Below are 19,278 nucleotides of genomic sequence, written 5' to 3' on the forward strand. Positions count from 1 at the left end.
GGGATTTCTCTCATGACGCTTTCCGAACGGGCCACGGCCAACTGCTTCTTCAACGCCCTGCTGCGGGAATGGCCTCGATACGAGGTCGCGCCGGGTTATCTGCTTATCCGGGATGGCGAACATACCCTGCACCTGCCCTATCGCCACCTTTCCATCACCGGTCGTCACCGGTTCGCGGGGCCGCTGCGTCTGGACGATCGCCAAGTGAGTTTTCGCGAGGCGCTGGATTGGCTATTTCGTCATCCGGAGCTAATCAAGCTGAGCACCCCAGCCCGAGCCCAGGCCCTGAAAGCGCGAGTACAGGATAGCCTGACCAATCTGGAACACAGCCTAAACGCCCAGGCGAGCCTGGACCGGCTGTTTGGCGAGCCGCTGGATTTTATCGAGGCGGAAGCGACGCTGCTGGTGGGGCATTCCATCCATCCTTGCCCCAAGACCCGGGAAGGCTTCACCCCGGAGGATACCCGGCGCTACGCCCCGGAATATGCCAATGCCTTCCCGCTGTGCTGGTATCGGGTGGCGCGGCACCGGCTCGGCGCCAGCAAGGGTACGGACCTTGAACCGGAAATGTTGATCCAGCAACTGCTGCCGGACAATCCCTGGCAAGAGCACATCGACGACGAGCATCTGATCCTTCCCTGCCACCCCTACCAGCATCGCCACTGGCAGACGGACCCGGCCCTGGCGACGCTTCGCCATCAGGGCGAACTCGTCTACCTCGGCAAAGCGGACCCGCGGTGGCGAGCGACCTCTTCGGTGCGGGCCATCTGGCATCCGGAGCGGCCCTGGATGCTCAAGTTTTCCTTGAGCGTGCGTCTGACCAACTCCCTGCGTCATCTTCAGGAAGGCGAGTTCCATCGCGGCGCGGTGCTGGAACAGGTGCTCGATTCCCCGGCGCTGGCGGAATTCGCCACGCGCTTTCCGTACTTCCGTATTCTGCGCGAACCCCTGGGGCTGGGAATCCAGGATGACGCCGGGCAGCTATTGCCCCAGACCCTGATGCTGTGGCGGGACAACCCCTTTGTCGGCGAGGCGGCGAACAACGTGGAAACCCTCGTCACTTTGCTGCAGGACGATCCGCGCAGCGGTCTCTCACGACTGGCCCAGCGCCTGATGCAGACCCCGCACCCGGAAACCGCCGCCAGCTACTGGTTCGCCGCCTTTCTCGATGTCGTCGTGGAACCGCTGCTGATCGCCCAGGCGGACTACGGCCTGCTGTTCGGCGCCCATCAGCAGAATATTCTCCTGCAGCTCGATGACCTGATGCCGGTTCGCGGCTGGTTTCGGGACTGCCAGGGCACCGGCTTCACCGATCTGGCCACCCAGTGCTACGGCCCGCATCTCGGGCGCCTGGTGGAGCGCAGCGCCAATCTGGTGCCGACGGAAATGGGCACTCGGCTGTTCGGCTATTACCTCTTCATCAACGCCACCTTCAATGTGATCGCGAGCCTCGCCGGCGCCGGCCTGGGCCGGGAGCGGGATTATCTCGCGCGGCTGCGCGACTTCCTGCTCGACCTCAAGACCCGCGGCCTGCACGACGCAGTCGTGCTGAACTACCTGCTGGAAAGCCCGACTCTCTGGGCCAAGGGCAACTTCCTGTGCGCCTTTCAGGCCATCAACGAAAACACCATGGCGGACCCGCTTTCCCTGTATCACCCCATGGCCAATCCCATCGTCAACCCGAATGCCAACCCATGACTTACTCAACCTCCTTGACCAACGGGGCCCTTTTGACCAGCGAACGCGAACGCTGCCTGGCCCCGGCCCTGCTGCCGCTCAGCCCGATGATCATGACCCGGACCGGCGACGTCTCCCATCCGTTGCGTCCGGCCAACCCCGTCGACGAGCATTACCGGCGCCATCTGCCGGAAATCCACAAGACCTTCAGCCTGCGGCTGATCGACGTGGAAAAAGACGGCGAGCGCTTCCACCGCTGGCAGAACGATCCGCGCATCGCCGCCTTCTGGGAATATCCCTTCGACCGGGCGACCCTGGACGGGATGATTCGCGAGCGTCTTGGAGACCCCCACTGCACGCCGCTGATCGGCTGCTTCGACAACCAGCCCTTCGCCTATTTCGAGTGCTACTGGGTGGCGGAGGACCGGCTCGCTCCTTACTGCGATCACGGCCCCTTCGATCAGGGAGTACACGTGCTGGTGGGCGAGACGACCCACCTGGGCCGCGCCAACACCGTCGGCTGGCTGAACGCCCTGAGCCACTATCTGTTCCTGCGGGAACCCCGCTGCCAGACCCTGTTCGGCGAGCCGCGGGTGGATAACCGGGCCATCCTGCGCTACACCCACCCGCTCACCGCCTGGCGCAAGCGCTACGAGTTCGACTTTCCTCACAAGCGCTCGGCGCTGCTGAGCTGCGCGCGCCGGGATTTCTTCGAGGAAAGCACATGAAAGACGCGGACTGGCTCGAACTGGCCGACAAGCGTTTGCTGGCCAAGGCCCTGGGGGAATCCTGCTTCGAGGGCAGCCTGGAAGCCAAGGCGCTGCAGGACGATTGCTTCCAGATCGAGCTGCCGGAGAATGTCCGCTATCGCTTCCGCGCCCGGCGCAGCGTCTGGGATTGGCTGATCGTCGAGCCGGACAGCATCGACCGCAACGGCGAGCCGGCCCATAGCCCCCAGCGATTCCTGCTGGACGCTCAGTCCGTGCTGGGCATCGACGATATCCTGCTGGGCAATCTGCTGGCGGAGCTCAACAACACCCTGTACAGCGATGCCAGGACATTGGCGCGCCGCCGGGGTTACGCCATGAGCGAACTGGTCGCGCTGGATGGCATCACCCTGCAGAGCCTGCTGGACGGCCATCCCAAGCTGCTGGCCAGCAAGGGCCGGCTCGGCTGGGGCACGAGCGACCTGGCCCGCTACAGTCCGGAATCCGGCGCTTCCTTTGAGTTGCGCTGGCTGGCGGTGCGGGAGCGGAACTGCGCCAGCGCCATCAGCGAGCGAGAAAACTGGCGGGCACTGTGGCAGGCCTGCCTGACCACGGAGGATCTGGCGTATATCCACAGCTGCCTGATGGAACAGGGCTGGAATCTTGACGAGACCCGCCTGCTGCCGGTGCATCCCTGGCAGTGGCGGCAGTATATCGTCCTGCAATATGCAGAACCCCTGGCCCGAGGCGAGCTGCTGGATCTCGGCGAGCTGGCCGGGGACTACCGGGCGCAGCTTTCCCTGCGCACCCTGAGCGGCCCGGGGGATTACGACATCAAGCTGGCGCTGACGCTGCTCAACACTTCCTGCTTTCGCGGTATTCCCGGGCGCTATATCGTCATCGGCCCGGCGCTGGGGGACTGGCTGAGCGAGCTGACCCGCCGGGACGACACTCTCGCGCCCCTGATCGTGCAGCGGGAGCTGGCGGGGATTCACTGCCCGGCGCCCTGGCAGCGGGAGCTGCCGGAAACCCCTTATCGCTATGCGGAAATGCTCGGCGCCATCTGGCGGGAAAGTCTGGAAGCGTGGCTCATGGATAGCCAACTGAGCCGCCCTCTGGCCGCCTTTATGCTCGACGCCCACGAGGAAGGGAGCCTGATCGCTGCCCATATCCGCCGCTCCGGACTCGACGTGGAAACCTGGCTGCGCCGGCTGTTCGAGGTCACCGCGGTGCCGCTTTATCACCTGATGTGCGCCTACGGGGTCGGGGTGATCGCCCACGGCCAGAACCTGTCGGTGGTGCTCGACGATCATGTGCCGACAAATGGCGCCATCAAGGATTTTCACGGCGACCTGCGTCTGTGGGAAGCGCCCCTGGCGCAACGGGCCGGGCTGCCACAAGCCGTGGCGGAATCCCTGACCCATCTGCCCGCCCACTATCTGATTCACGATCTGATCACCGGCTACCTGGTGACCACCCTGCGCTTTATCTCGCCGCTGGTGGAACGGGATCTGAATTATCCGGAACGTGATTTCTACGGTTTGCTGCGCCAGACCCTCAGGGCTTATCAGCGCCGCCATCCGCCGCTTGAGGAAAGCTTCGCCAGGTTCGATCTGTTCGAACCGGAGCTGCTGCGGGTGTGCATCAATCGTGCCCGCTACCGAGTGGGCTACGACGACAGCGCGGAGCGCCCGCTGCCGGAACTCGGCCCGCCGCTTCCCAATCCCCTGGCGCTTTCCATCCCTCTCTCCGAAGGAGCAGGATCATGACCGAGCCTCTGGATCTGGCCGGTATCGGTATCGGTCCCTTCAACCTGAGCATTGCCGCCTTGCTGGACAGCCCGCCCCACAGCCAACGGCCACGGCTCGAGGCCCGCTTCTTCGATCGCAAGCCAGGCTTCGACTGGCATCCGGGCATGCTGCTGCCCGGCGTGCGGCTGCAGACTTCTTTCCTCAAGGATCTGGTCACCGGGGTGGCGCCGCAAAGCCCCTACAGTTTCCTGCAGTTCCTGGTCAGCCAGCAGCGTTTCTATCAGTTCCTGGCGGCGGAGCTGCCCGCTATCAGCCGGGTGGAATACGGCCAGTATCTAAGCTGGGCGGCGGCTCAGCTGACCAGCCTGCACTTCGACAGCCAGCTGGAAACCGTGGATTTCGACGGCGGCCACTTCCGCCTGCACTTCAGCGACGACCGCCAGCCGGTGGCGGCTCGCCATCTGTGCCTGGGCACCGGCAAACCGCCCTGGGTGCCGGACTGCTGCCGCCCTCACCTGGGATCGGACTGCTTTCACGCCATCGGCATCGCCAATCGCACCTTCAATTTGCGCGGCAAGCGGGTCGCTATTGTCGGCGGCGGTCAGTCCGGAGCGGAAGTGTTGCAAGCGATACTCGACGAGTACTGGGGACGCCCCGCCCAGATCAACTGGCTCTCCCGACGCAGCAATTTCGCGCCGCTGGATGAGACGCCCTTCACCAACGAATACTTCACGCCGCAATACATTGCCGCCTTCTTCGACCTGCCCGGGGCGGTCAAGCAGCGGGTGGTGGAAGAGCAGAAGCTCGCTTCCGACGGCATCTCCCCGGCTACCCTGAAGGCGATCTACCGGCGCCTCTACGAAGGCCAGGTGCGGGGCGATCTCTTTCGGGTGCGCCTGATGCCCGGGCGTGAGTTACAAGGCATGGCGCGCCAAGGCGATACCTATCGGCTTGCTTATCGCAACCGCCTGGACGCCACCCAGCAACAGTGCGAGGCGGAGGTGGTGATTCTCGCCACCGGCTTCAGCCAGCAGCTCCCCGCCTATCTCGCTCCCCTGCGGGAATGTCTGGAACTCAATGACAGCGGCCAGTTGATCCTCGATCAGCACTTTCAGGTGCAGTGGAAGAACATGGCCACCAATCGGATTTACGCGGTCAACGCCGGACGCTTCAGCCACGGCATCGCCGAGCCGCAGATGAGCCTGATGTGCTGGCGCTCCGCCACCATCATCAACCACCTGGCAGGCGAGGAAATCTTCGATACCGGCCAGGGCACGGGCATGGTGGATTGGCGGGGTTGAGAAAATTGCCGGTGGCAGGGTTGAAGAAAGCGCCTGGCGAGACGACGCTTGTCAAGCAGTGCCAATAAGGACATGCCCGCCAAGGGTGTCTGCTGGTCGAGGGCCGCTTTTCTGCGTAAGGTGCGCTTAGCATCTTTATTTTAGAGGAATCGAACGCGTGCCGGACCTTGCGAACATCACCGTGGTGGCCTTTGACTTGGACGGCACCCTGATCGACTCACGGCTGGACTTTCCGGCGATTCGTCGGGAACTCGACTTTCCGGAGGGCGTCGGCCTGCTCGAACATATCGCCACTCTGGAAGACAGTGCTCATGTCCAGCACGCCCACCGGATCATTCATCGCCATGAAATGGCCGGGGCGCTGGCGGCGACCTGGATGCCCGGGGCGCGAGCGCTGCTCGATGGCCTTCACGAACTCGGCCTTCACACGGCGATTCTGACCCGCAATACCCGGGAGGCGGTGGAGCTTGTCAAGCGCAACCTGGATATTCCCATCGACCTGACCCTGACCCGGGAAGACTGCGCTCCCAAGCCGAGCCCGGATGGACTCAGGAAGATCGCCGGCCATTTCAATGCGACGACACCCGAGCTTGTCTACGTGGGAGATTTTCTCTTCGATCTGCAGACCGCCAGGGCCGCCGGCGCCTTGAGCTGCCTGTATCGCTACGGCGATAACCATCGCTTTACCAAGGACGCGGACCTGGTGGTCGACCACCTGGACGAGCTCAAAGCGCTGTTTCGTCAGCGGGCGCCCGCCTGAAGGGGCAATGATCCACCGGCGGACAGGGGGATCGGGCAATGCAGGCTCAGGCTGACCGCCCGCAGCAGTTCCATTTCCTCCGGGGCGATCACGCCGTACTGCTCGACGCAGCGCACCATGGCCTTGAGCAGCCGGGCCTGTTCCTGCGGGGCCAGTGCCACCAGCCGTTGCAGCGCCCAGTCCAGATCCTCCGGCGAGGCGTCGAGGATCATGTATTCCAGCGTCATGCCAAGCGGCGCAGCGGCGGCGGTAAAGGCTTCCCGGGCGGCAAGCTCATCCACGCTGTAGCGGGCCAGCACCGACAGCAGCAGGGCCGCCGGCCCGGCCAGCTCTTCCAGACGACGATTCCAGCGCTGTCTTTTCCCCGGCTGCATGCCTTGACGCAGAATTCGCAGCAAGGCCCATTGCAAGGCGCCGGGCTGTGTTTCCTGCAGCATCAACAGGGTCAGGCAGTGATCCAGACGCTGCGCCTGTTCGGGGCTGAGCTGGCGCAGCACCGGCAGGGTCAGTTCAAGCAGCGGCAGGCGCTGATGGCTTTCCAGCGTGGTGATGGCGTCGTCGAGTCGATTCAATTCCGCAAGCACTTCCGGTAGCGCCGCGTCGGTCAGTACCTGGCGTTGGCGCGCACGGCTCTCGGGGTCGAGCCCCATCAGGATGCCGTAGATCAGCGCCCGGGCGGCGTAGGGATCATGAGCGGCACGAACCAGATCTTGCGGCAACGCCTCGAGATGCTGCCGGGCGCTATCCAGATGCTTTTGCTCTAGCTGGCCGATGCTGGCGATCACCGCTGCCCCCGCGAGGAACGGCTTGTCGGCGATCGAAGTCTTCGATGGCATCTCGATGGGCGGCAAGGGCTCCGGGGACGGAACAACGGTTTCCTGAGTGAACCGTGATGGCGCCATTTCACCTTGCCAGTTTGGTAGAACCCGACGGATACGCGCCTTGAGCGGAGGATGGGTGCGGGTCAGTCGCGAGAAGCCATGCACTCCGGGACCGAAGAACAGATGGCTGTATTCCACCGCATTGGCAGCGCTCAGCTGGGAGCCATGACCGTGGCCGGCCAGGCGCAGCAGCGCATGGCCGATACCTTCCGGATTACGGGTGAACTGCACCGCGCTGGCATCCGCCAGGTATTCCCGCTGGCGGCTGACCGCCGCCTTGATCAGATTGGCGCATAGCGTCCCCGCATAGCCCAGCACCATCAGCGCGCCGCCGGCCAGCATCATCTTCACGCCAGCATCGCTGCTCGACGAACGGGAAAGCCTCACGCGGCTCATTCGACCGCCGTGAAACAGCAGGCGTCCGATCAGCCCGACCAGCAGGATACCGTGCAGCATGCCCACCAGGCGCAGGTTGAGGCGCATGTCCCCATGCAGGATATGACTGAATTCGTGGGCGATCACGCCCTGAAGCTCGTCCCGGTCGAGGCGCTCCAGAGCACCTTGAGTGATGCCGATCACCGCGTCCTCGGGGGCATGGCCGGCGGCGAAGGCGTTGAGCGCCGGATCCTCGATAAGATAGACCTCCGGCACCAGGATCCCTGCTGCAATGGCCATTTCCTCCACCAGATTGAGGGCGCGCTCTTCCAGCGGCGAGCGCACGTTGGCGTTGAGCAGCCGCCCGCCCAGAGACTCCGCCACCGCGCGACCGCCACGGCGCAGCTGCCAACTGCGCCACAGCCCGCCGATCAGCACCACCGCCATGACACCCAGGGCGATCTTGCCCAACAGCCAGGGATCGAAGCGCCAGCCCTGGCCGGGGGCGGAAAACCCCATTGCCAGGGTGATCGCCAGGGTGGTCAGGCCGATCAGAACCGCCACCGCCAGCACCAGCAGCGCGATCAGCCAGGTGGTGCTGCGCCGGGCATTGTCCTGGGCGGCGAAGAAATCCATGCTAGAAGGCTACCTGAGGCGCCTGCTGAATGGCTTCACTGTCATCGAAAGTCAACAGCGCCGCGTCCTCCTTGTGACCGAAGGAAGGCGCCAGTACTACCGGTGGAAAGCTCTGCTTGTAGGTGTTGTAACGCATCACCGCGTCGTTGAAGGCCTGTCGGGCGAAAGCCACGCGATTCTCGGTGCTGGTCAGCTCCTCGCTGAGCTCTCGCATGTTCCCTGAGGCCTGGAGCCCCGGATAGGCTTCCATCACCAGATTAAGGCGGCCCAGGGCGGCGCCGAGGGCCTGTTCGCCGTCGGCCAGGGCCGCCATCGCGCTCGCGTCACCGGGGCGCGCGCTTGCGGACTGCAGGCCGCTTATCGCCTGGTTGCGCGCGACGGTCACCGCTTCCAGGGTTTCCCGTTCATGGCGCATGTAGGCCTTGGCGGTTTCCACCAGATTGGGAATCAGCTCGTGGCGGCGCTTGAGCTGGACCTCGATCTGAGCGAAGGCATTGCGGTAACGATTGGCCAGCGCCACGAGGCGGTTGTAGATCGCCACCCCGTAAAACAGCAGCGCGGCAAGCGCGATCAATAGAACGATGCCGGTCATCGACATGCTGGAGTTTCCTTGTTAGAACGCCGGCTGAAACGCCTGGGGAGTCATCTCGCTATCATCGAACCCCAGCGGCGTTGCGTCTTGACGATGCCCGAGAGCGTTCGCCAACCAGACGCGAGAGACCCCATGCTTGTAGGTGTTGTAGCGCATCACGGTGCCATTGAAGATCTGGCTCATCAGCGTGATGCGCTTCTCGGCCTCACCCAGCTCATCGAGCAGCCGCTTGATCTCCTTGGAAGCGCCAAGCTCGGTGGAATGCTCGACCATCTGCGCCAGACGAACCAGAGCGCTATCCAGCGTATTTTCGGCATGCGTCAGCTCCGCCATGGCGGTTTCCTCACCGGGGCGGTGCCGGGCCAGGCGCAGGCATCTTGCCGCTTCGTTGTTTGCAGCGACCAGCGCTTCCACGATCGGATGATTGCCGCTCAGCTTGATCCCCGGGCTCCGCAACAGCTCTTTAGCCAAGCCATGGCGGCGTTTGAGCTGTATGCCGAGATGCACGAAGGCATGGTGAAAACGATTGACCTGGGTGGTCAGGCGATTGTGGACGGCGTAAATACAAAGCAGTGCAATCAACAATAGCGGCACGAGATTTGAGACGAGCGACATGAGGTGTTTCCCTTGCAATGGCTCCTGATGACCTGACTGGCGGAACGCTCGGGCCAGTATCACCGGTTATCGGCCGTTGCCGAGAAAGGATTAGCGCGACTTTTCATGCGCTATTAAAAAAATGGGAAACGAGGATTACTGAATGACGGACATACTGTTATGGACCTTCGTTGCCATTGTCGCCACGGGCATTATTTGGCAGGGCAGCGGCCTGCTCGAGCGCTCCAGCGAGCGCCTGGCCGCCTACTACGAACTGCCGGACATCGTGCAGGGCGCGGTGGTAGTCGCCGTGGGGTCGAGCTTTCCCGAACTCTCCACCACGGTGATCTCCACCTTGGTACACGGCGAGTTCGAGCTCGGAGTCGCGGCCATCGTCGGCTCCGCCTTGTTCAATATCCTGGTGATTCCCGCCCTTTCCGGCCTGGGGAGCAAGGAGCCGCTGCGCGCCAATCGCGATCTGGTCTACAAGGAAGCCCAGTTCTACATGATCGCCGTGGCGGTACTCACCCTGACTTTTGCCTTCGCCGCGATCTACCATCCGGTCGAAAGCGGCGGTAACGCCATTCAAGGCGAGATGACCCGATGGCTGGCCTTGATGCCGGTGGCGCTCTACGGGCTTTATCTGTTCGTGCAATACCAGGACACCATGGATCACCAGGCGGAGCCGGATACCCGAGAGATAAAGCCCGGCAAGGAATGGGGCATCCTGGCGCTTTCGCTGCTGATCATCGTGGTGGGGGTCGAGGGACTGGTGCGCGCCGCCATCAACTTCGGCGAGATCTTCAACACGCCAAGCTTTCTGTGGGGCATCACCGTGGTCGCCGCCGGCACCTCGATTCCGGATGCCTTCGTCTCCATCCGCGCCGCCCGCCACGGGCGCGGCGTGACCAGCATCGCCAACGTGCTCGGCAGCAACACCTTCGACCTGCTGATCTGCATCCCCGCCGGGGTGTTGATCGCCGGCACTGCGGTGATCAATTTCTCCATCGCCGCGCCGATGATGGCAGTGCTCACCGCCGCCACCGTCGCCTTGTTTCTGATGATGCGCACCCAGATGATTCTCTCCCGCCGGGAATGTGTCGCCCTGCTGGCGATCTATGTGCTTTTTATCGTCTGGATCAGCCTGGAAACCTTCGACCTCATCGACTGGGTGCCGAGCCTGCCGCCGACTTGAGGAAGTCGCTGAACCACTGCGTCATGAACTCTGCGGGAGATGATTCGCTCCTCGCCCTGACATTGTTATCTCCCTTGCCAGCGACTCTTATTCGCTACTAGAGTCTCAATACCGCTCGCTCCTGGAAATGATGAGCGAGCGATACGCCGTTCGTCGAATCGTCTGGCGTAGCCTTTTTCCAAGCAAGGAGAATCTACGATATGGATTATCGTCCGCTGGGCCATTCCGGCCTGATGGTATCGAAGATGGTGCTGGGCACGGTGCCCTTCGGCGGCGCCCACGGCTTCGAGAAAGCCGCCAGCGTCGGCGTGGAGGACGCCTCGAGAATCCTCGATATCGCTTTCGAGGCCGGTATCAACACGATCGATACCGCCGACCTCTACTCCCTGGGCGTGACCGAGGAGGTCACCGGCAAGGCGCTGGGCAAGAAGCGCAACGACATCATTCTCGCCACCAAGGGGCGCAGCCCTCTCGGTGATGATCCCAACAACACCGGCGCCTCCCGCTATCATCTGATTCGTGCCGTCGAGGCGAGTCTCAAGCGCCTGGGCACGGATCATATCGACCTCTATCAGTTGCATAACTGGGACGGCCTTACGCCCATCGAGGAAACCCTCGAGGCCATGCATCATCTCGTCATCAGCGGCAAGGTGCGCTACTACGGCACCTCGAACTACAGCGGCTGGCAGATGATGAAGATGCTCGGCAAGGCGGAAACGCATCATTATCTCAAGCCGGTCAGCCAGCAGATCTACTACACGCCCGAATCCCGGGAGGCGGAATACGAACTGCTGCCCCTGGCGCTGGATCAGAACATCGCCAGCCTGATCTGGGGTCCCATGGGAGAAGGCTTTCTCACCGGCAAGGTGCGCCGAGGCCAGAACACGCCGCCGAACACCCGCCAGGGCGAAGGCTGGCCGGAACCCTATATCCATGACATGGAGCGAGCCTACGACATCATCGAGGAGCTGTTCGCCATCGGCGAAGTCCACGACTGCTCCCCGGCCCGGGTCTGCCTGGCCTGGCTGATGAACCGGCCCGGGGTGACCTCGCTGATCTTCGGCGCTCGAACCGAAGAACACCTGCGGGATAACCTGGCGGCAACGGAGCTCAAGCTCAGCGACGAAGAGCATCAGCGTCTGGAAAAACTGACCCGCCCGATACCGCTCTATCCCTACTGGCACCGCATCGTCTGCGGCATGGACCGCTGGGATCCAGCGGAAAAACCGTTCCTGGAAGGCTACGCCGAGACCATCAAACATCGCGACGACGATCGCGCCTCGAAATCTTCCGACAGTTGATCGCCAATACGCGCGGCCCATCATGGGCCGCGCCATCGCCAGAATTTCTTTGAACGGTTTCGTCCTGCGCCGCCATTGATCGCCGTCCATTACGCTATGCTGGTGGGTATCCTCCCGTACACCGCAAAGGAACCTTGCCATGAGCAACAAGACCGACAGAGACATCGAGAAGAGCTACCCCACCGCCGACTTCGTCGCCAAGCTGCGCCGACTCGCGGATTCCCTGGAACAAGGCAAGCGATTTGAAATCAGCATCGCCGGCGAGCGCATCCGCGTGCCTGCCGGCGCGACCTACAATATCGAGCACGAGCGAGAAGAGGGCGAGGAGGAGATCGAGTTTCAGATCAAGTGGAAGAACGAGTGATCGGCCCTGTCGAAAGATGCTGCGCTTGTCTTTTCAGGAGGCGCTGACATCGCGTTTGATACGCTTTAGCCAACGTTGCTTGGCGTATCTGCGCAGGTTCTGAACGCTGTCCGTCTCATCGACGATGTCCTGACCTAGGATCGTCTCGATCACGTCTTCCAGGGTAATCAGCCCTACCCAGGCACCATGCTCATCGTAGACCAGGCGCATATGGCCGCGATCCTTGAGCATCGCCGTGAATACCCCTTCGACATCGTCGGTTTCCAGGATGATATCCACCGAGTGCACCAGCGTCTTCATGGTTTGCGCGTCGTCGGCGTGATGGATATCGGCCCGGTGCACATAACCCAATGCCCGCTCGCCTTCATCCATCACCGGAAAGCGTGTGAACTGTCTTTTATCGTAATGGGCATTGAACTCTTGGACGGTGAGTTCCGGCGGCAGGATTTCGCAGACCGTACGCGGCGTCATGACGCTCTCCACGGTGATTTCGTGGAGGTTGAGAATATTGACGATGGTGCGCACCTCGTCTTCGTCCAGTGCCCGCTCATCCCGGCCGATTTGTGCCAGCGCTTTGATTTCACTGCGTATATCCACATCCTGCTCCGCCTTGCCGATTCGCGTGGTGATCAACTCGGAGAGCCAGATGAAGGGCGACAGCAGCACCATCATCGAACGCAACAAGGGCGGCAACCACGGGGCCAGACTTCGCCAATACGTCGCGCCGATGGTCTTCGGTATGATCTCGGAGAGCACCAGGATCAACAAGGTCATGACCGCGGACGCCACGGCGATATGGGCTTCGCCGTAAAGCACCGAAACCTGGGCGCCGACCCCGGTGGCGCCGACGGTATGGGCAATGGTGTTCAGCGTCAGGATGGCGGCCAAGGGGCGATCGATATCGGCTTTCAGCTGGAAAAGCGCCTGATGCAGCTTGGGCCGGCTTTCTTTCAACTGGGCGATATAGCTTGGGGTCAGCGATAAAAGGGCAGCTTCCAATATCGAACAAAGAAAGGAGAAGCCGATGGAGAGTAAAGCGAAGGCCGCTAGTATAAGCATGGAAGCTCACGGTCGAGAACAAGGCGTTTATTTATCCAAGCCTAACTATAAGCCCTGTCACGTTTTTCGGCCATGGGGCGGAATGCAGCTGGCCGCGCTACTCGACGAGCTGGAGCTGGTGTGATGATTGAAAGCTAAGGCGGACTCTCGACAGTCTAGACAGACTAGTTTTTTATAGCTTACATTACCAGTGGATCTTAAAAAGAGGAAAACAGCCGTGGAATGGCAGCTGCAATTGGCTAAAAGCAAGCTTAGCGAACTGGTCGAAACGACAAGCCGTGAGGGACCCCAAGTCATCACCGTTCGCGGTAAGCGCAAAGTAGTGATGATTTCCGCGGAAGAGTACGACGCCCTAGTACAACGGAATTCGCAAGGCTCGCTAGTCGAGTTTCTGCGCGCCTCACCCTTGGCAGAGGTTGAGCTTGATCTTGAGCGGTCACATGATGAAGGACGCGAGGTAGCACTATAATGCACTATCTCGTCGATACCTGTGTGATTTCCGAGATAGTCAAGCCTTCCCCCGCACCGCAGGTCGTCGAATGGCTGGTAAATGTGGAAGAAGATCGTTTGTTTTTAAGCGTACTGACGATAGGTGAATTACAAAAAGGAATTTCGGCACTTGCTGCCGGTAGAAAACGCCAGCGGCTTCAAACATGGCTAGATCAAGAGCTTACCCGGCGTTTTGAAAGACGCTTATTGCCGATCGATCAGGAAACGGCGCAAGAGTGGGGCGTTATCAGCGCCCAGGCACGCCTCAAAGGATTGGCTGCTCCGGTAATCGATACCCTGCTGGCCGCTACGGCACGCCGACATAATCTAGTATTGATCACACGAAACCTTCGCGACTTTACTCCCTTCGATGTCCGATTATTTAATCCTTGGCAACTCGACTGATACACCGAGATCAGCATCGTCGGCGAGCGCATCCGCGTGCCTGCCGGAGCGACCTGCAATATCGAGCACGAGCGGGAAATTCGCGAAGAGCAAATCGAGTTTCAGACAAAGCGGTCAAATAAGTAAACAATGCCGGTTTTATTGATGCAAAAGCGTTTGATACGGCACAAGATCGGCGCTATACACGTATATCGAACTTAAACTCCGAGGTAACCGATCATGCTGGCAATCCGACTGCCCGTCGAGATCGAAGAGCGTCTTGACAAGCTGGCCAAGGCAACCGGTCGCACTAAGACTTATTATGCACGTGAAGCCATTCTTGAGTATCTCGATGATCTAGAGGATATCTACCTGGCGGAGCAAACGCTGGAGCGAGTACGCCGTGGCGAAACTCGCACCCATACCCTGGACGAGGTGGAGCGGGATCTTGGCCTGGCGGATTGAACTCACCGACGACGCCGCCAAGCAACTCAAGAAGATCGGTCACAGTGACGCCAAGCGTATTCGCGATTATCTGCGCTCACGGATCGAGCCGCTGGAAAACCCTCGGCAGCTGGGCAAACCGCTGACAGGAAAACTGGGTGAACTATGGCGCTATCGGGTAGGGCACTACCGCATCATTGCCGATATTGATGATCAAGCAATACGAATACTCGTCATTCGTATCGGCCATCGCCGCGAGATTTACCGATGACATCCTTATCAAGCACGACAAGTTCGATACCGGCCGCGAAACAATACCCTGTTGCACAAGAGACTGAACGTTTATCAAAACTCCCATGACCTCCGCCCCCATCCCTCAACTCTCCGCCCCGGACTGGCCAGCGATCGGCCGCATCTCGATCGTCACGAATGACGAGCCTCTGGTACCCATGAGCCTGGCGCCGTCCCCGATCAAGATGTTTCCCGCCTATGCCAAGCAGGGCATTCCCGGGGCGGTGGATGAGTGCCATGTGCGCGAGGGGGTTTATCGTCGCCTGCTGGCGGCGGCGCGCGGTCTTCCCCGAGGCATAGGGTTGATCGTGCTGGACGGCTGGCGGCCCTGGCGAGTCCAGCAGTATCTGTTCGATACGCTTTTCGAAGCGATCCGAGAGCGATACCCGAACGCGTATGAGGCGCAGCTTCTCGAGCGCACCCGGGAGTTCGTGGCGCTGCCGAGCACCGATCCCGCCGCGCCCAGCCCACACCTGACCGGGGGCGCCGTGGACGTGACGCTGAGCGACGCGGATGGCCTGCCGCTGGATATGGGCACCTTGTTCGACGATGCCACGCCGCTTTCCCACACCGCCTATTTTGAACGCCTGAACGTGTCAGGTGCGTATCAGCGCCGCGTTCGGGATAACCGCCGCCTGCTGTATCACGCCATGAGCGAACAGGGCTTTACCAACCTGCCCAGCGAATGGTGGCATTTCGATTTCGGCGATCAGCTCTGGGCCTATTACGGCGACCATTCTCAAGCGATCTACGGTTCGACGGAGCCGCTGCGTATCGAGGACCGCTGGCGCCGGCAGCTGTGAAACCCATCGCGTCAATTAATACTCAGCTAATCCGCCTCAGGCATGCTAAAGGCAAAACTCGTTTGAGGAGTCAATCATGGGAGTTGCGATAGCTGCCGATCGCGTCAGCGCGGTTCAGCGCTGGCTATGGCCGTTGGCGCTGATAATGCTGATGGCGCTGGGAACGATTCAGGCGACTCAAGCCCAGGAGTTTCTGCCGCCGGATGAAGCCTTCAAGCTAGACCTCGGCCAGCAGGATAATGAGCTGATCGCGCACTTCGAGGTGACCCCGGGCTACTATCTGTATCGCGAGCGGCTGAGCGTGGAAACCGCCGACGGCGCCATTGAAGAGCTGAATCTTCCCGACGGCGATATCATCGAGGATGAGTATTTTGGACGTTCCGAGGTGTATCACCGGGACGTGACCCTGCGCGCCGCGCTGGACGGCGCTCGAAGCGCCACTCTGACCTGGCAGGGCTGCGCCGAGGCGGGACTCTGCTATCCGCCCCAGCGACGCAGCATCGAGCTTGACGAGGTACCCGAAGCATCTGATGCCTTGCTGGCAAGCCTCGCGAACGGCTCTAACGTTGCCAGCGACGAAGGCGATAAAACGTCGGAGGCAGCCGAGACCTCAACAAATCCTCGCGAAAACACTCTAGGAGAAGATCAGCGTCTGGCCGCGCAGCTGGCGGATGGCCAGTCTCTGTGGTTTCTGGCGGCGTTCTTCGGCATGGGATTGCTGTTGACCTTCACGCCCTGCGTGCTGCCGATGATCCCGATCCTCTCCAGCCTGGTGGTGGGGAGTCAGCGTGATGCCAAGCATCCTATGCTGGGCGGGCTGGTGCTGTCCCTGGCCTTCGTGATTCCCATGGCGCTGACCTACTCGCTGCTGGGGGTCGCCGCCGCTCTGGCCGGCGCCAATCTCCAGGCGCTGTTCCAGAATCCGATCTTCATCGGTACCTTCGCCGGGCTCTTCGTGGTGCTGGCTCTGGCCATGTTTGGTCTCTTCGAGCTGAATCTGCCGACGTTCCTGCGTAACCGTCTGGGTCAGATCCAGCAGCGTCAACACGGCGGCCATCTGGGCGGTGCCGCGGCCATGGGGGTGCTCTCCGCGCTGCTGGTCGGTCCCTGCATGACCGCGCCCCTGGCGGGAGCGCTTCTGTATATTGCCGAGAGCGGTGACGCCTGGCAGGGCGGCCTGGCGCTCCTGGCTCTGGGCCTGGGCATGGGGGCACCCTTGCTCCTGGTGGGCATGATCGGTCCCCGGCTGCTGCCTCGCCCGGGTTCCTGGATGGTAAGGGTTCGCGCCCTGTTCGGCTTCGTGCTGCTGGGCATGGCGATCTGGTTCGCCGATCGGGTGCTACCGGGTTCAATCGTTCTAGGCTTATGGGGCGCGCTGATCCTCAGCCTGGCCCTGGCGCTCTGGCAGATGGCAAAAACCGCCCCGGACGAAGAAACCATGCCCCTGGCCATGATCAGCCGCAGCGCCGGCGCCGTCCTTGGTCTCTGGGGAATTGTCTTGATCGTCGGCGCCGCCGGAGGAAGTAAAGACCCGTTCCAGCCCTTGGCATTCCTGGCTGGCAGCGGCGGCGGCCAGTCCGTGGCGCCAACCGGCGGCGCTCCTCTACCCTTCGAGATCATCGACGGTCAGAAGGAACTGCAGGCGCGTCTGATCCAGGCGTCGAATCAGGATCAGTGGACCCTGCTGGAGTTCACCGCGGACTGGTGTATCTCCTGCGAGGTGATCGAGAAAGAAGTCTTCGGCGACTCCCGGGTACAGCAGGCGTTGGCTCAGGTGCAGCGTCTAAGCGAGGACGTGACGAAAAATACCCCCACCGATCAGGCGATAATGCGCGACCAGGAGGTGCTGGGCCCGCCGACTTTGATGCTTTTCGGTCCGGATGGCGAGGAACGTCGCGATCTGCGAGTGATCGGTGAGCTGAGCGCCGAGGAATTTCTCGAGCGCCTGGAACAGGCTCGAGACGGTTTATCCGCCACGGGAGATCCGGCATGACGATGCTTGAGCAGAGTGTGGCCTTGGGGCCAGTGGCAATCAGCCTGGGGCGGCTGTTGATCCTGGCTGCCTTTCTCGTCGCCTTGCTGGTCGGAGCACTACTAGGCCGGCGGCAGCGTACCAGCATCGGTGATACCCTGTTCGCCACGCTTCTGGTAGCGATAATCGGCGCCCGCCTGGCCTTCCTGGCGCGCTACTGGGACAGCTACACCGGCCCCTTCGAGATGCTGGATATCCGCGATGGCGGCTTCGATATTCTCGGCGGGCTGATCGCCGGGCTGGCTTACGCTGCCTGGCGTTTCTACCGCGTTCCGGCGCAGCGTCGCGCGCTCATTGGTGCCCTGGTCAGTGGCCTGCTGATATGGGGCGTCACCGCCGGTAGCCTGATGATAATGGTCGATCAATCCCGTCCGTTGCCGGCCATCGCCCTGGAAACTCTCGACGGTCGGGGCACGGATCTCGTTACGCTTCATGAGTCGACCGGCGAGCCCATGGTGGTCAATCTCTGGGCCACCTGGTGCCCGCCCTGCCGTCGGGAAATGCCGCTGCTGGGCAAGGCGCAACGGCGGGAAGACGCAGTGACCTTCGTCTTCGTTAACCAGGGAGAATCCTCGTCTCGGGTGCGCGTCTATCTGAACGAGGAATCTCTTGGCCTCGACAATGTGCTGCTCGATCCTCCCTTGGCCTTGGGCGAGCGGGTCGGCGCCATGGGCATGCCCACCACCTTGTTCTACGATGCCCGGGGGCAACTGGTGGATACCCACTTCGGCGAGCTTTCCAGGGCAACCCTGGCCCGAGGTCTTGAGCAGCTTCGCTGAGCGTGTCTCCACGCTTCATTCATACGGTTGATTCGCTGCCCTTCAACCGCCTATCCACAAGAGGAACTTGCATGAGTCCTACCTTTTGCCGTTCGCGGCTCGTTCTACCCTTGACCGCTGGCCTGCTGACGCTTGGCCTGATAACCGGTCAGGCGCAGGCCCAGGAGCAATCCTCGAACCTGCCCGCGCCGATTCAGTTTCTGACTACTCAAGGGCTCGAAGTGCACGGTACCTTCGAGGCACCCGGCGATCTGACCGGCTACGCCGCCAGCGTGCAGGGTCAGCCGATGGCGGTCTATCTCACCGGCGACGGCAAGCACGCGATTATCGGCAACCTGATCGACGCGGAAGGCAACAACCTTTCCAGCGAGCCCCTGGAAAAGCTCGTCAGCGGGCCGAAGAACGCCGAGAACTGGGCGCAGCTGGAAGACAGCGCCTGGATCCAGGATGGCGACAAGAACGCCCCGCGAATCCTGTACGTGTTCACCGATCCCAACTGCCCTTACTGCAAGAAATTCTGGGAGGAAGCACGGCCCTGGATCGAATCCGGCGACGTGCAGATGCGCCATATCATGATCGGCATCCTGCGTCCGGACAGCTCGGACAAGGCCGCCGCCCTGCTGGCTGCGGACGACCCCGAACAGGCGCTGAACGATTACTACCTGGAAGACGATCAGAAACCCACGTCCCAGCCCACGGAAACGGCCAAGGAAAAGGTGGAGGATAACAACCGGCTGATGAAAGACGCCGAGCTCTACGCCACTCCGACGATCTTTTACCGGAATGGCGACGAGGTCGGGGTCGCTCAGGGCGTCCCCCAGGGAGACAAGATGGAAGAGGTAATGGGCAGCGCCAGGCCTTGA

Annotated in this window: 20 protein-coding genes; 16 read left to right on the plus strand and 4 right to left on the minus strand. The window is 61.7% G+C overall.

Translation table 11 applies throughout. The features are described 5' to 3' along the window. Nucleotides 1–12 precede the first annotated feature (12 nt). The 5 genes from FGL86_RS03600 (at nucleotide 13) to FGL86_RS03620 (ending at nucleotide 6,196) form a co-directional block, all read left to right on the plus strand. Nucleotides 13–1,698: an IucA/IucC family protein gene (locus FGL86_RS03600; protein ID WP_147183315.1), complete on the plus strand. Its 1,686-nt coding sequence runs from the start codon at nucleotides 13–15 to the stop codon at nucleotides 1,696–1,698. Further along, on the plus strand, nucleotides 1,695–2,405 hold the full coding sequence (locus FGL86_RS03605; RefSeq protein WP_147183316.1) for a GNAT family N-acetyltransferase: 711 nt from the start codon (nucleotides 1,695–1,697) through the stop codon (nucleotides 2,403–2,405). Before FGL86_RS03600 ends, FGL86_RS03605 begins: the two co-directional genes overlap by 4 nt. Then, nucleotides 2,402–4,153: an IucA/IucC family protein gene (locus FGL86_RS03610; RefSeq protein WP_147183317.1), complete on the plus strand. Its 1,752-nt coding sequence runs from the start codon at nucleotides 2,402–2,404 to the stop codon at nucleotides 4,151–4,153. Before FGL86_RS03605 ends, FGL86_RS03610 begins: the two co-directional genes overlap by 4 nt. Then, on the plus strand, nucleotides 4,150–5,436 hold the full coding sequence (locus FGL86_RS03615) for a lysine N(6)-hydroxylase/L-ornithine N(5)-oxygenase family protein (protein WP_147183318.1): 1,287 nt from the start codon (nucleotides 4,150–4,152) through the stop codon (nucleotides 5,434–5,436). Before FGL86_RS03610 ends, FGL86_RS03615 begins: the two co-directional genes overlap by 4 nt. Before the next feature lie 157 nt (nucleotides 5,437–5,593). Further along, nucleotides 5,594–6,196, plus strand: a complete 603-nt coding sequence (locus FGL86_RS03620; RefSeq protein WP_147183319.1) for an HAD family hydrolase — start codon at nucleotides 5,594–5,596, stop codon at nucleotides 6,194–6,196. Here the strand turns inward: FGL86_RS03620 and FGL86_RS03625 are convergent. From FGL86_RS03625 to FGL86_RS03635, 3 genes are read right to left on the minus strand one after another with little or no spacing between them, the layout of a single operon-like run. After that, nucleotides 6,178–8,088: a M48 family metallopeptidase gene (locus tag FGL86_RS03625; protein ID WP_147183320.1), complete on the minus strand. Its 1,911-nt coding sequence runs from the start codon at nucleotides 8,086–8,088 to the stop codon at nucleotides 6,178–6,180. The genes FGL86_RS03620 and FGL86_RS03625 overlap by 19 nt on opposite strands. 1 nt (nucleotide 8,089) lies before the next feature. Further along, complete coding sequence (locus FGL86_RS03630) at nucleotides 8,090–8,686, minus strand: LemA family protein (RefSeq protein ID WP_186764464.1); 597 nt, start codon at nucleotides 8,684–8,686, stop codon at nucleotides 8,090–8,092. 15 nt (nucleotides 8,687–8,701) lie between these two features. Then, on the minus strand, nucleotides 8,702–9,295 hold the full coding sequence (locus tag FGL86_RS03635; RefSeq protein ID WP_147183321.1) for a LemA family protein: 594 nt from the start codon (nucleotides 9,293–9,295) through the stop codon (nucleotides 8,702–8,704). Nucleotides 9,296–9,437: 142 nt separating this feature from the next. Between FGL86_RS03635 and FGL86_RS03640 the strand changes: the two genes are divergently transcribed. The 3 genes from FGL86_RS03640 (at nucleotide 9,438) to FGL86_RS03650 (ending at nucleotide 12,134) form a co-directional block, all read left to right on the plus strand. Further along, nucleotides 9,438–10,469: a sodium:calcium antiporter gene (locus tag FGL86_RS03640; RefSeq protein WP_147183322.1), complete on the plus strand. Its 1,032-nt coding sequence runs from the start codon at nucleotides 9,438–9,440 to the stop codon at nucleotides 10,467–10,469. Between the two features lie 200 nt (nucleotides 10,470–10,669). Then, nucleotides 10,670–11,770: an aldo/keto reductase gene (locus tag FGL86_RS03645; RefSeq protein WP_147183323.1), complete on the plus strand. Its 1,101-nt coding sequence runs from the start codon at nucleotides 10,670–10,672 to the stop codon at nucleotides 11,768–11,770. A gap of 139 nt (nucleotides 11,771–11,909) precedes the next feature. Further along, on the plus strand, nucleotides 11,910–12,134 hold the full coding sequence (locus FGL86_RS03650; RefSeq protein WP_147183324.1) for an amphi-Trp domain-containing protein: 225 nt from the start codon (nucleotides 11,910–11,912) through the stop codon (nucleotides 12,132–12,134). A gap of 33 nt (nucleotides 12,135–12,167) precedes the next feature. Here the strand turns inward: FGL86_RS03650 and FGL86_RS03655 are convergent, their stop codons facing one another. Then, nucleotides 12,168–13,193, minus strand: a complete 1,026-nt coding sequence (locus FGL86_RS03655; protein ID WP_147183325.1) for a CNNM domain-containing protein — start codon at nucleotides 13,191–13,193, stop codon at nucleotides 12,168–12,170. 217 nt (nucleotides 13,194–13,410) lie between these two features. On the opposite strand from FGL86_RS03655, the gene FGL86_RS03660 reads away from it, so the two are divergent. From FGL86_RS03660 to dsbG, 8 genes are all read left to right on the plus strand, one after another. After that, complete coding sequence (locus FGL86_RS03660; protein WP_147183326.1) at nucleotides 13,411–13,662, plus strand: type II toxin-antitoxin system prevent-host-death family antitoxin; 252 nt, start codon at nucleotides 13,411–13,413, stop codon at nucleotides 13,660–13,662. Further along, nucleotides 13,662–14,087: a type II toxin-antitoxin system VapC family toxin gene (locus tag FGL86_RS03665; protein WP_147183327.1), complete on the plus strand. Its 426-nt coding sequence runs from the start codon at nucleotides 13,662–13,664 to the stop codon at nucleotides 14,085–14,087. Before FGL86_RS03660 ends, FGL86_RS03665 begins: the two co-directional genes overlap by 1 nt. Before the next feature lie 219 nt (nucleotides 14,088–14,306). Next, complete coding sequence (gene relB / locus FGL86_RS03675) at nucleotides 14,307–14,531, plus strand: type II toxin-antitoxin system RelB family antitoxin (RefSeq protein WP_147183328.1); 225 nt, start codon at nucleotides 14,307–14,309, stop codon at nucleotides 14,529–14,531. Further along, nucleotides 14,515–14,781: a type II toxin-antitoxin system RelE family toxin gene (locus FGL86_RS03680; protein WP_147183329.1), complete on the plus strand. Its 267-nt coding sequence runs from the start codon at nucleotides 14,515–14,517 to the stop codon at nucleotides 14,779–14,781. Before relB ends, FGL86_RS03680 begins: the two co-directional genes overlap by 17 nt. An 85-nt stretch (nucleotides 14,782–14,866) precedes the next feature. Then, a complete protein-coding gene (locus FGL86_RS03685) occupies nucleotides 14,867–15,604 on the plus strand; it encodes a M15 family metallopeptidase (protein WP_186764465.1) in 738 nt (245 codons plus the stop codon). Between the two features lie 76 nt (nucleotides 15,605–15,680). Further along, complete coding sequence (gene dsbD / locus FGL86_RS03690; RefSeq protein WP_147183330.1) at nucleotides 15,681–17,597, plus strand: protein-disulfide reductase DsbD; 1,917 nt, start codon at nucleotides 15,681–15,683, stop codon at nucleotides 17,595–17,597. Next, nucleotides 17,594–18,415, plus strand: a complete 822-nt coding sequence (locus FGL86_RS03695) for a prolipoprotein diacylglyceryl transferase family protein (RefSeq protein ID WP_342780073.1) — start codon at nucleotides 17,594–17,596, stop codon at nucleotides 18,413–18,415. Before dsbD ends, FGL86_RS03695 begins: the two co-directional genes overlap by 4 nt. A 71-nt stretch (nucleotides 18,416–18,486) precedes the next feature. Continuing rightward, complete coding sequence (dsbG, locus tag FGL86_RS03700; protein WP_147183331.1) at nucleotides 18,487–19,278, plus strand: thiol:disulfide interchange protein DsbG; 792 nt, start codon at nucleotides 18,487–18,489, stop codon at nucleotides 19,276–19,278.

This window comes from Pistricoccus aurantiacus, assembly GCF_007954585.1.
Taxonomy (GTDB): Bacteria; Pseudomonadota; Gammaproteobacteria; order Pseudomonadales; family Halomonadaceae; genus Pistricoccus; species Pistricoccus aurantiacus.

What these genes read in the sequence shown, in the direction of transcription:
- FGL86_RS03600 (WP_147183315.1), top strand. Translation starts at nt 13, where the DNA reads ATGACGCTTTCCGAACGGGCCACGGCCAACTGCTTCTTCAACGCCCTG.
- FGL86_RS03605 (WP_147183316.1), top strand. Translation starts at nt 1,695, where the DNA reads ATGACTTACTCAACCTCCTTGACCAACGGGGCCCTTTTGACCAGCGAA.
- FGL86_RS03610 (WP_147183317.1), top strand. Translation starts at nt 2,402, where the DNA reads ATGAAAGACGCGGACTGGCTCGAACTGGCCGACAAGCGTTTGCTGGCC.
- FGL86_RS03615 (WP_147183318.1), top strand. Translation starts at nt 4,150, where the DNA reads ATGACCGAGCCTCTGGATCTGGCCGGTATCGGTATCGGTCCCTTCAAC.
- FGL86_RS03625 (WP_147183320.1), bottom strand. Translation starts at nt 8,088, where the DNA reads ATGGATTTCTTCGCCGCCCAGGACAATGCCCGGCGCAGCACCACCTGG.
- FGL86_RS03630 (WP_186764464.1), bottom strand. Translation starts at nt 8,686, where the DNA reads ATGTCGATGACCGGCATCGTTCTATTGATCGCGCTTGCCGCGCTGCTG.
- FGL86_RS03635 (WP_147183321.1), bottom strand. Translation starts at nt 9,295, where the DNA reads ATGTCGCTCGTCTCAAATCTCGTGCCGCTATTGTTGATTGCACTGCTT.
- FGL86_RS03640 (WP_147183322.1), top strand. Translation starts at nt 9,438, where the DNA reads ATGACGGACATACTGTTATGGACCTTCGTTGCCATTGTCGCCACGGGC.
- FGL86_RS03645 (WP_147183323.1), top strand. Translation starts at nt 10,670, where the DNA reads ATGGATTATCGTCCGCTGGGCCATTCCGGCCTGATGGTATCGAAGATG.
- FGL86_RS03650 (WP_147183324.1), top strand. Translation starts at nt 11,910, where the DNA reads ATGAGCAACAAGACCGACAGAGACATCGAGAAGAGCTACCCCACCGCC.
- FGL86_RS03655 (WP_147183325.1), bottom strand. Translation starts at nt 13,193, where the DNA reads ATGCTTATACTAGCGGCCTTCGCTTTACTCTCCATCGGCTTCTCCTTT.
- FGL86_RS03665 (WP_147183327.1), top strand. Translation starts at nt 13,662, where the DNA reads ATGCACTATCTCGTCGATACCTGTGTGATTTCCGAGATAGTCAAGCCT.
- relB (WP_147183328.1), top strand. Translation starts at nt 14,307, where the DNA reads ATGCTGGCAATCCGACTGCCCGTCGAGATCGAAGAGCGTCTTGACAAG.
- FGL86_RS03685 (WP_186764465.1), top strand. Translation starts at nt 14,867, where the DNA reads ATGACCTCCGCCCCCATCCCTCAACTCTCCGCCCCGGACTGGCCAGCG.
- dsbD (WP_147183330.1), top strand. Translation starts at nt 15,681, where the DNA reads ATGGGAGTTGCGATAGCTGCCGATCGCGTCAGCGCGGTTCAGCGCTGG.
- FGL86_RS03695 (WP_342780073.1), top strand. Translation starts at nt 17,594, where the DNA reads ATGACGATGCTTGAGCAGAGTGTGGCCTTGGGGCCAGTGGCAATCAGC.
- dsbG (WP_147183331.1), top strand. Translation starts at nt 18,487, where the DNA reads ATGAGTCCTACCTTTTGCCGTTCGCGGCTCGTTCTACCCTTGACCGCT.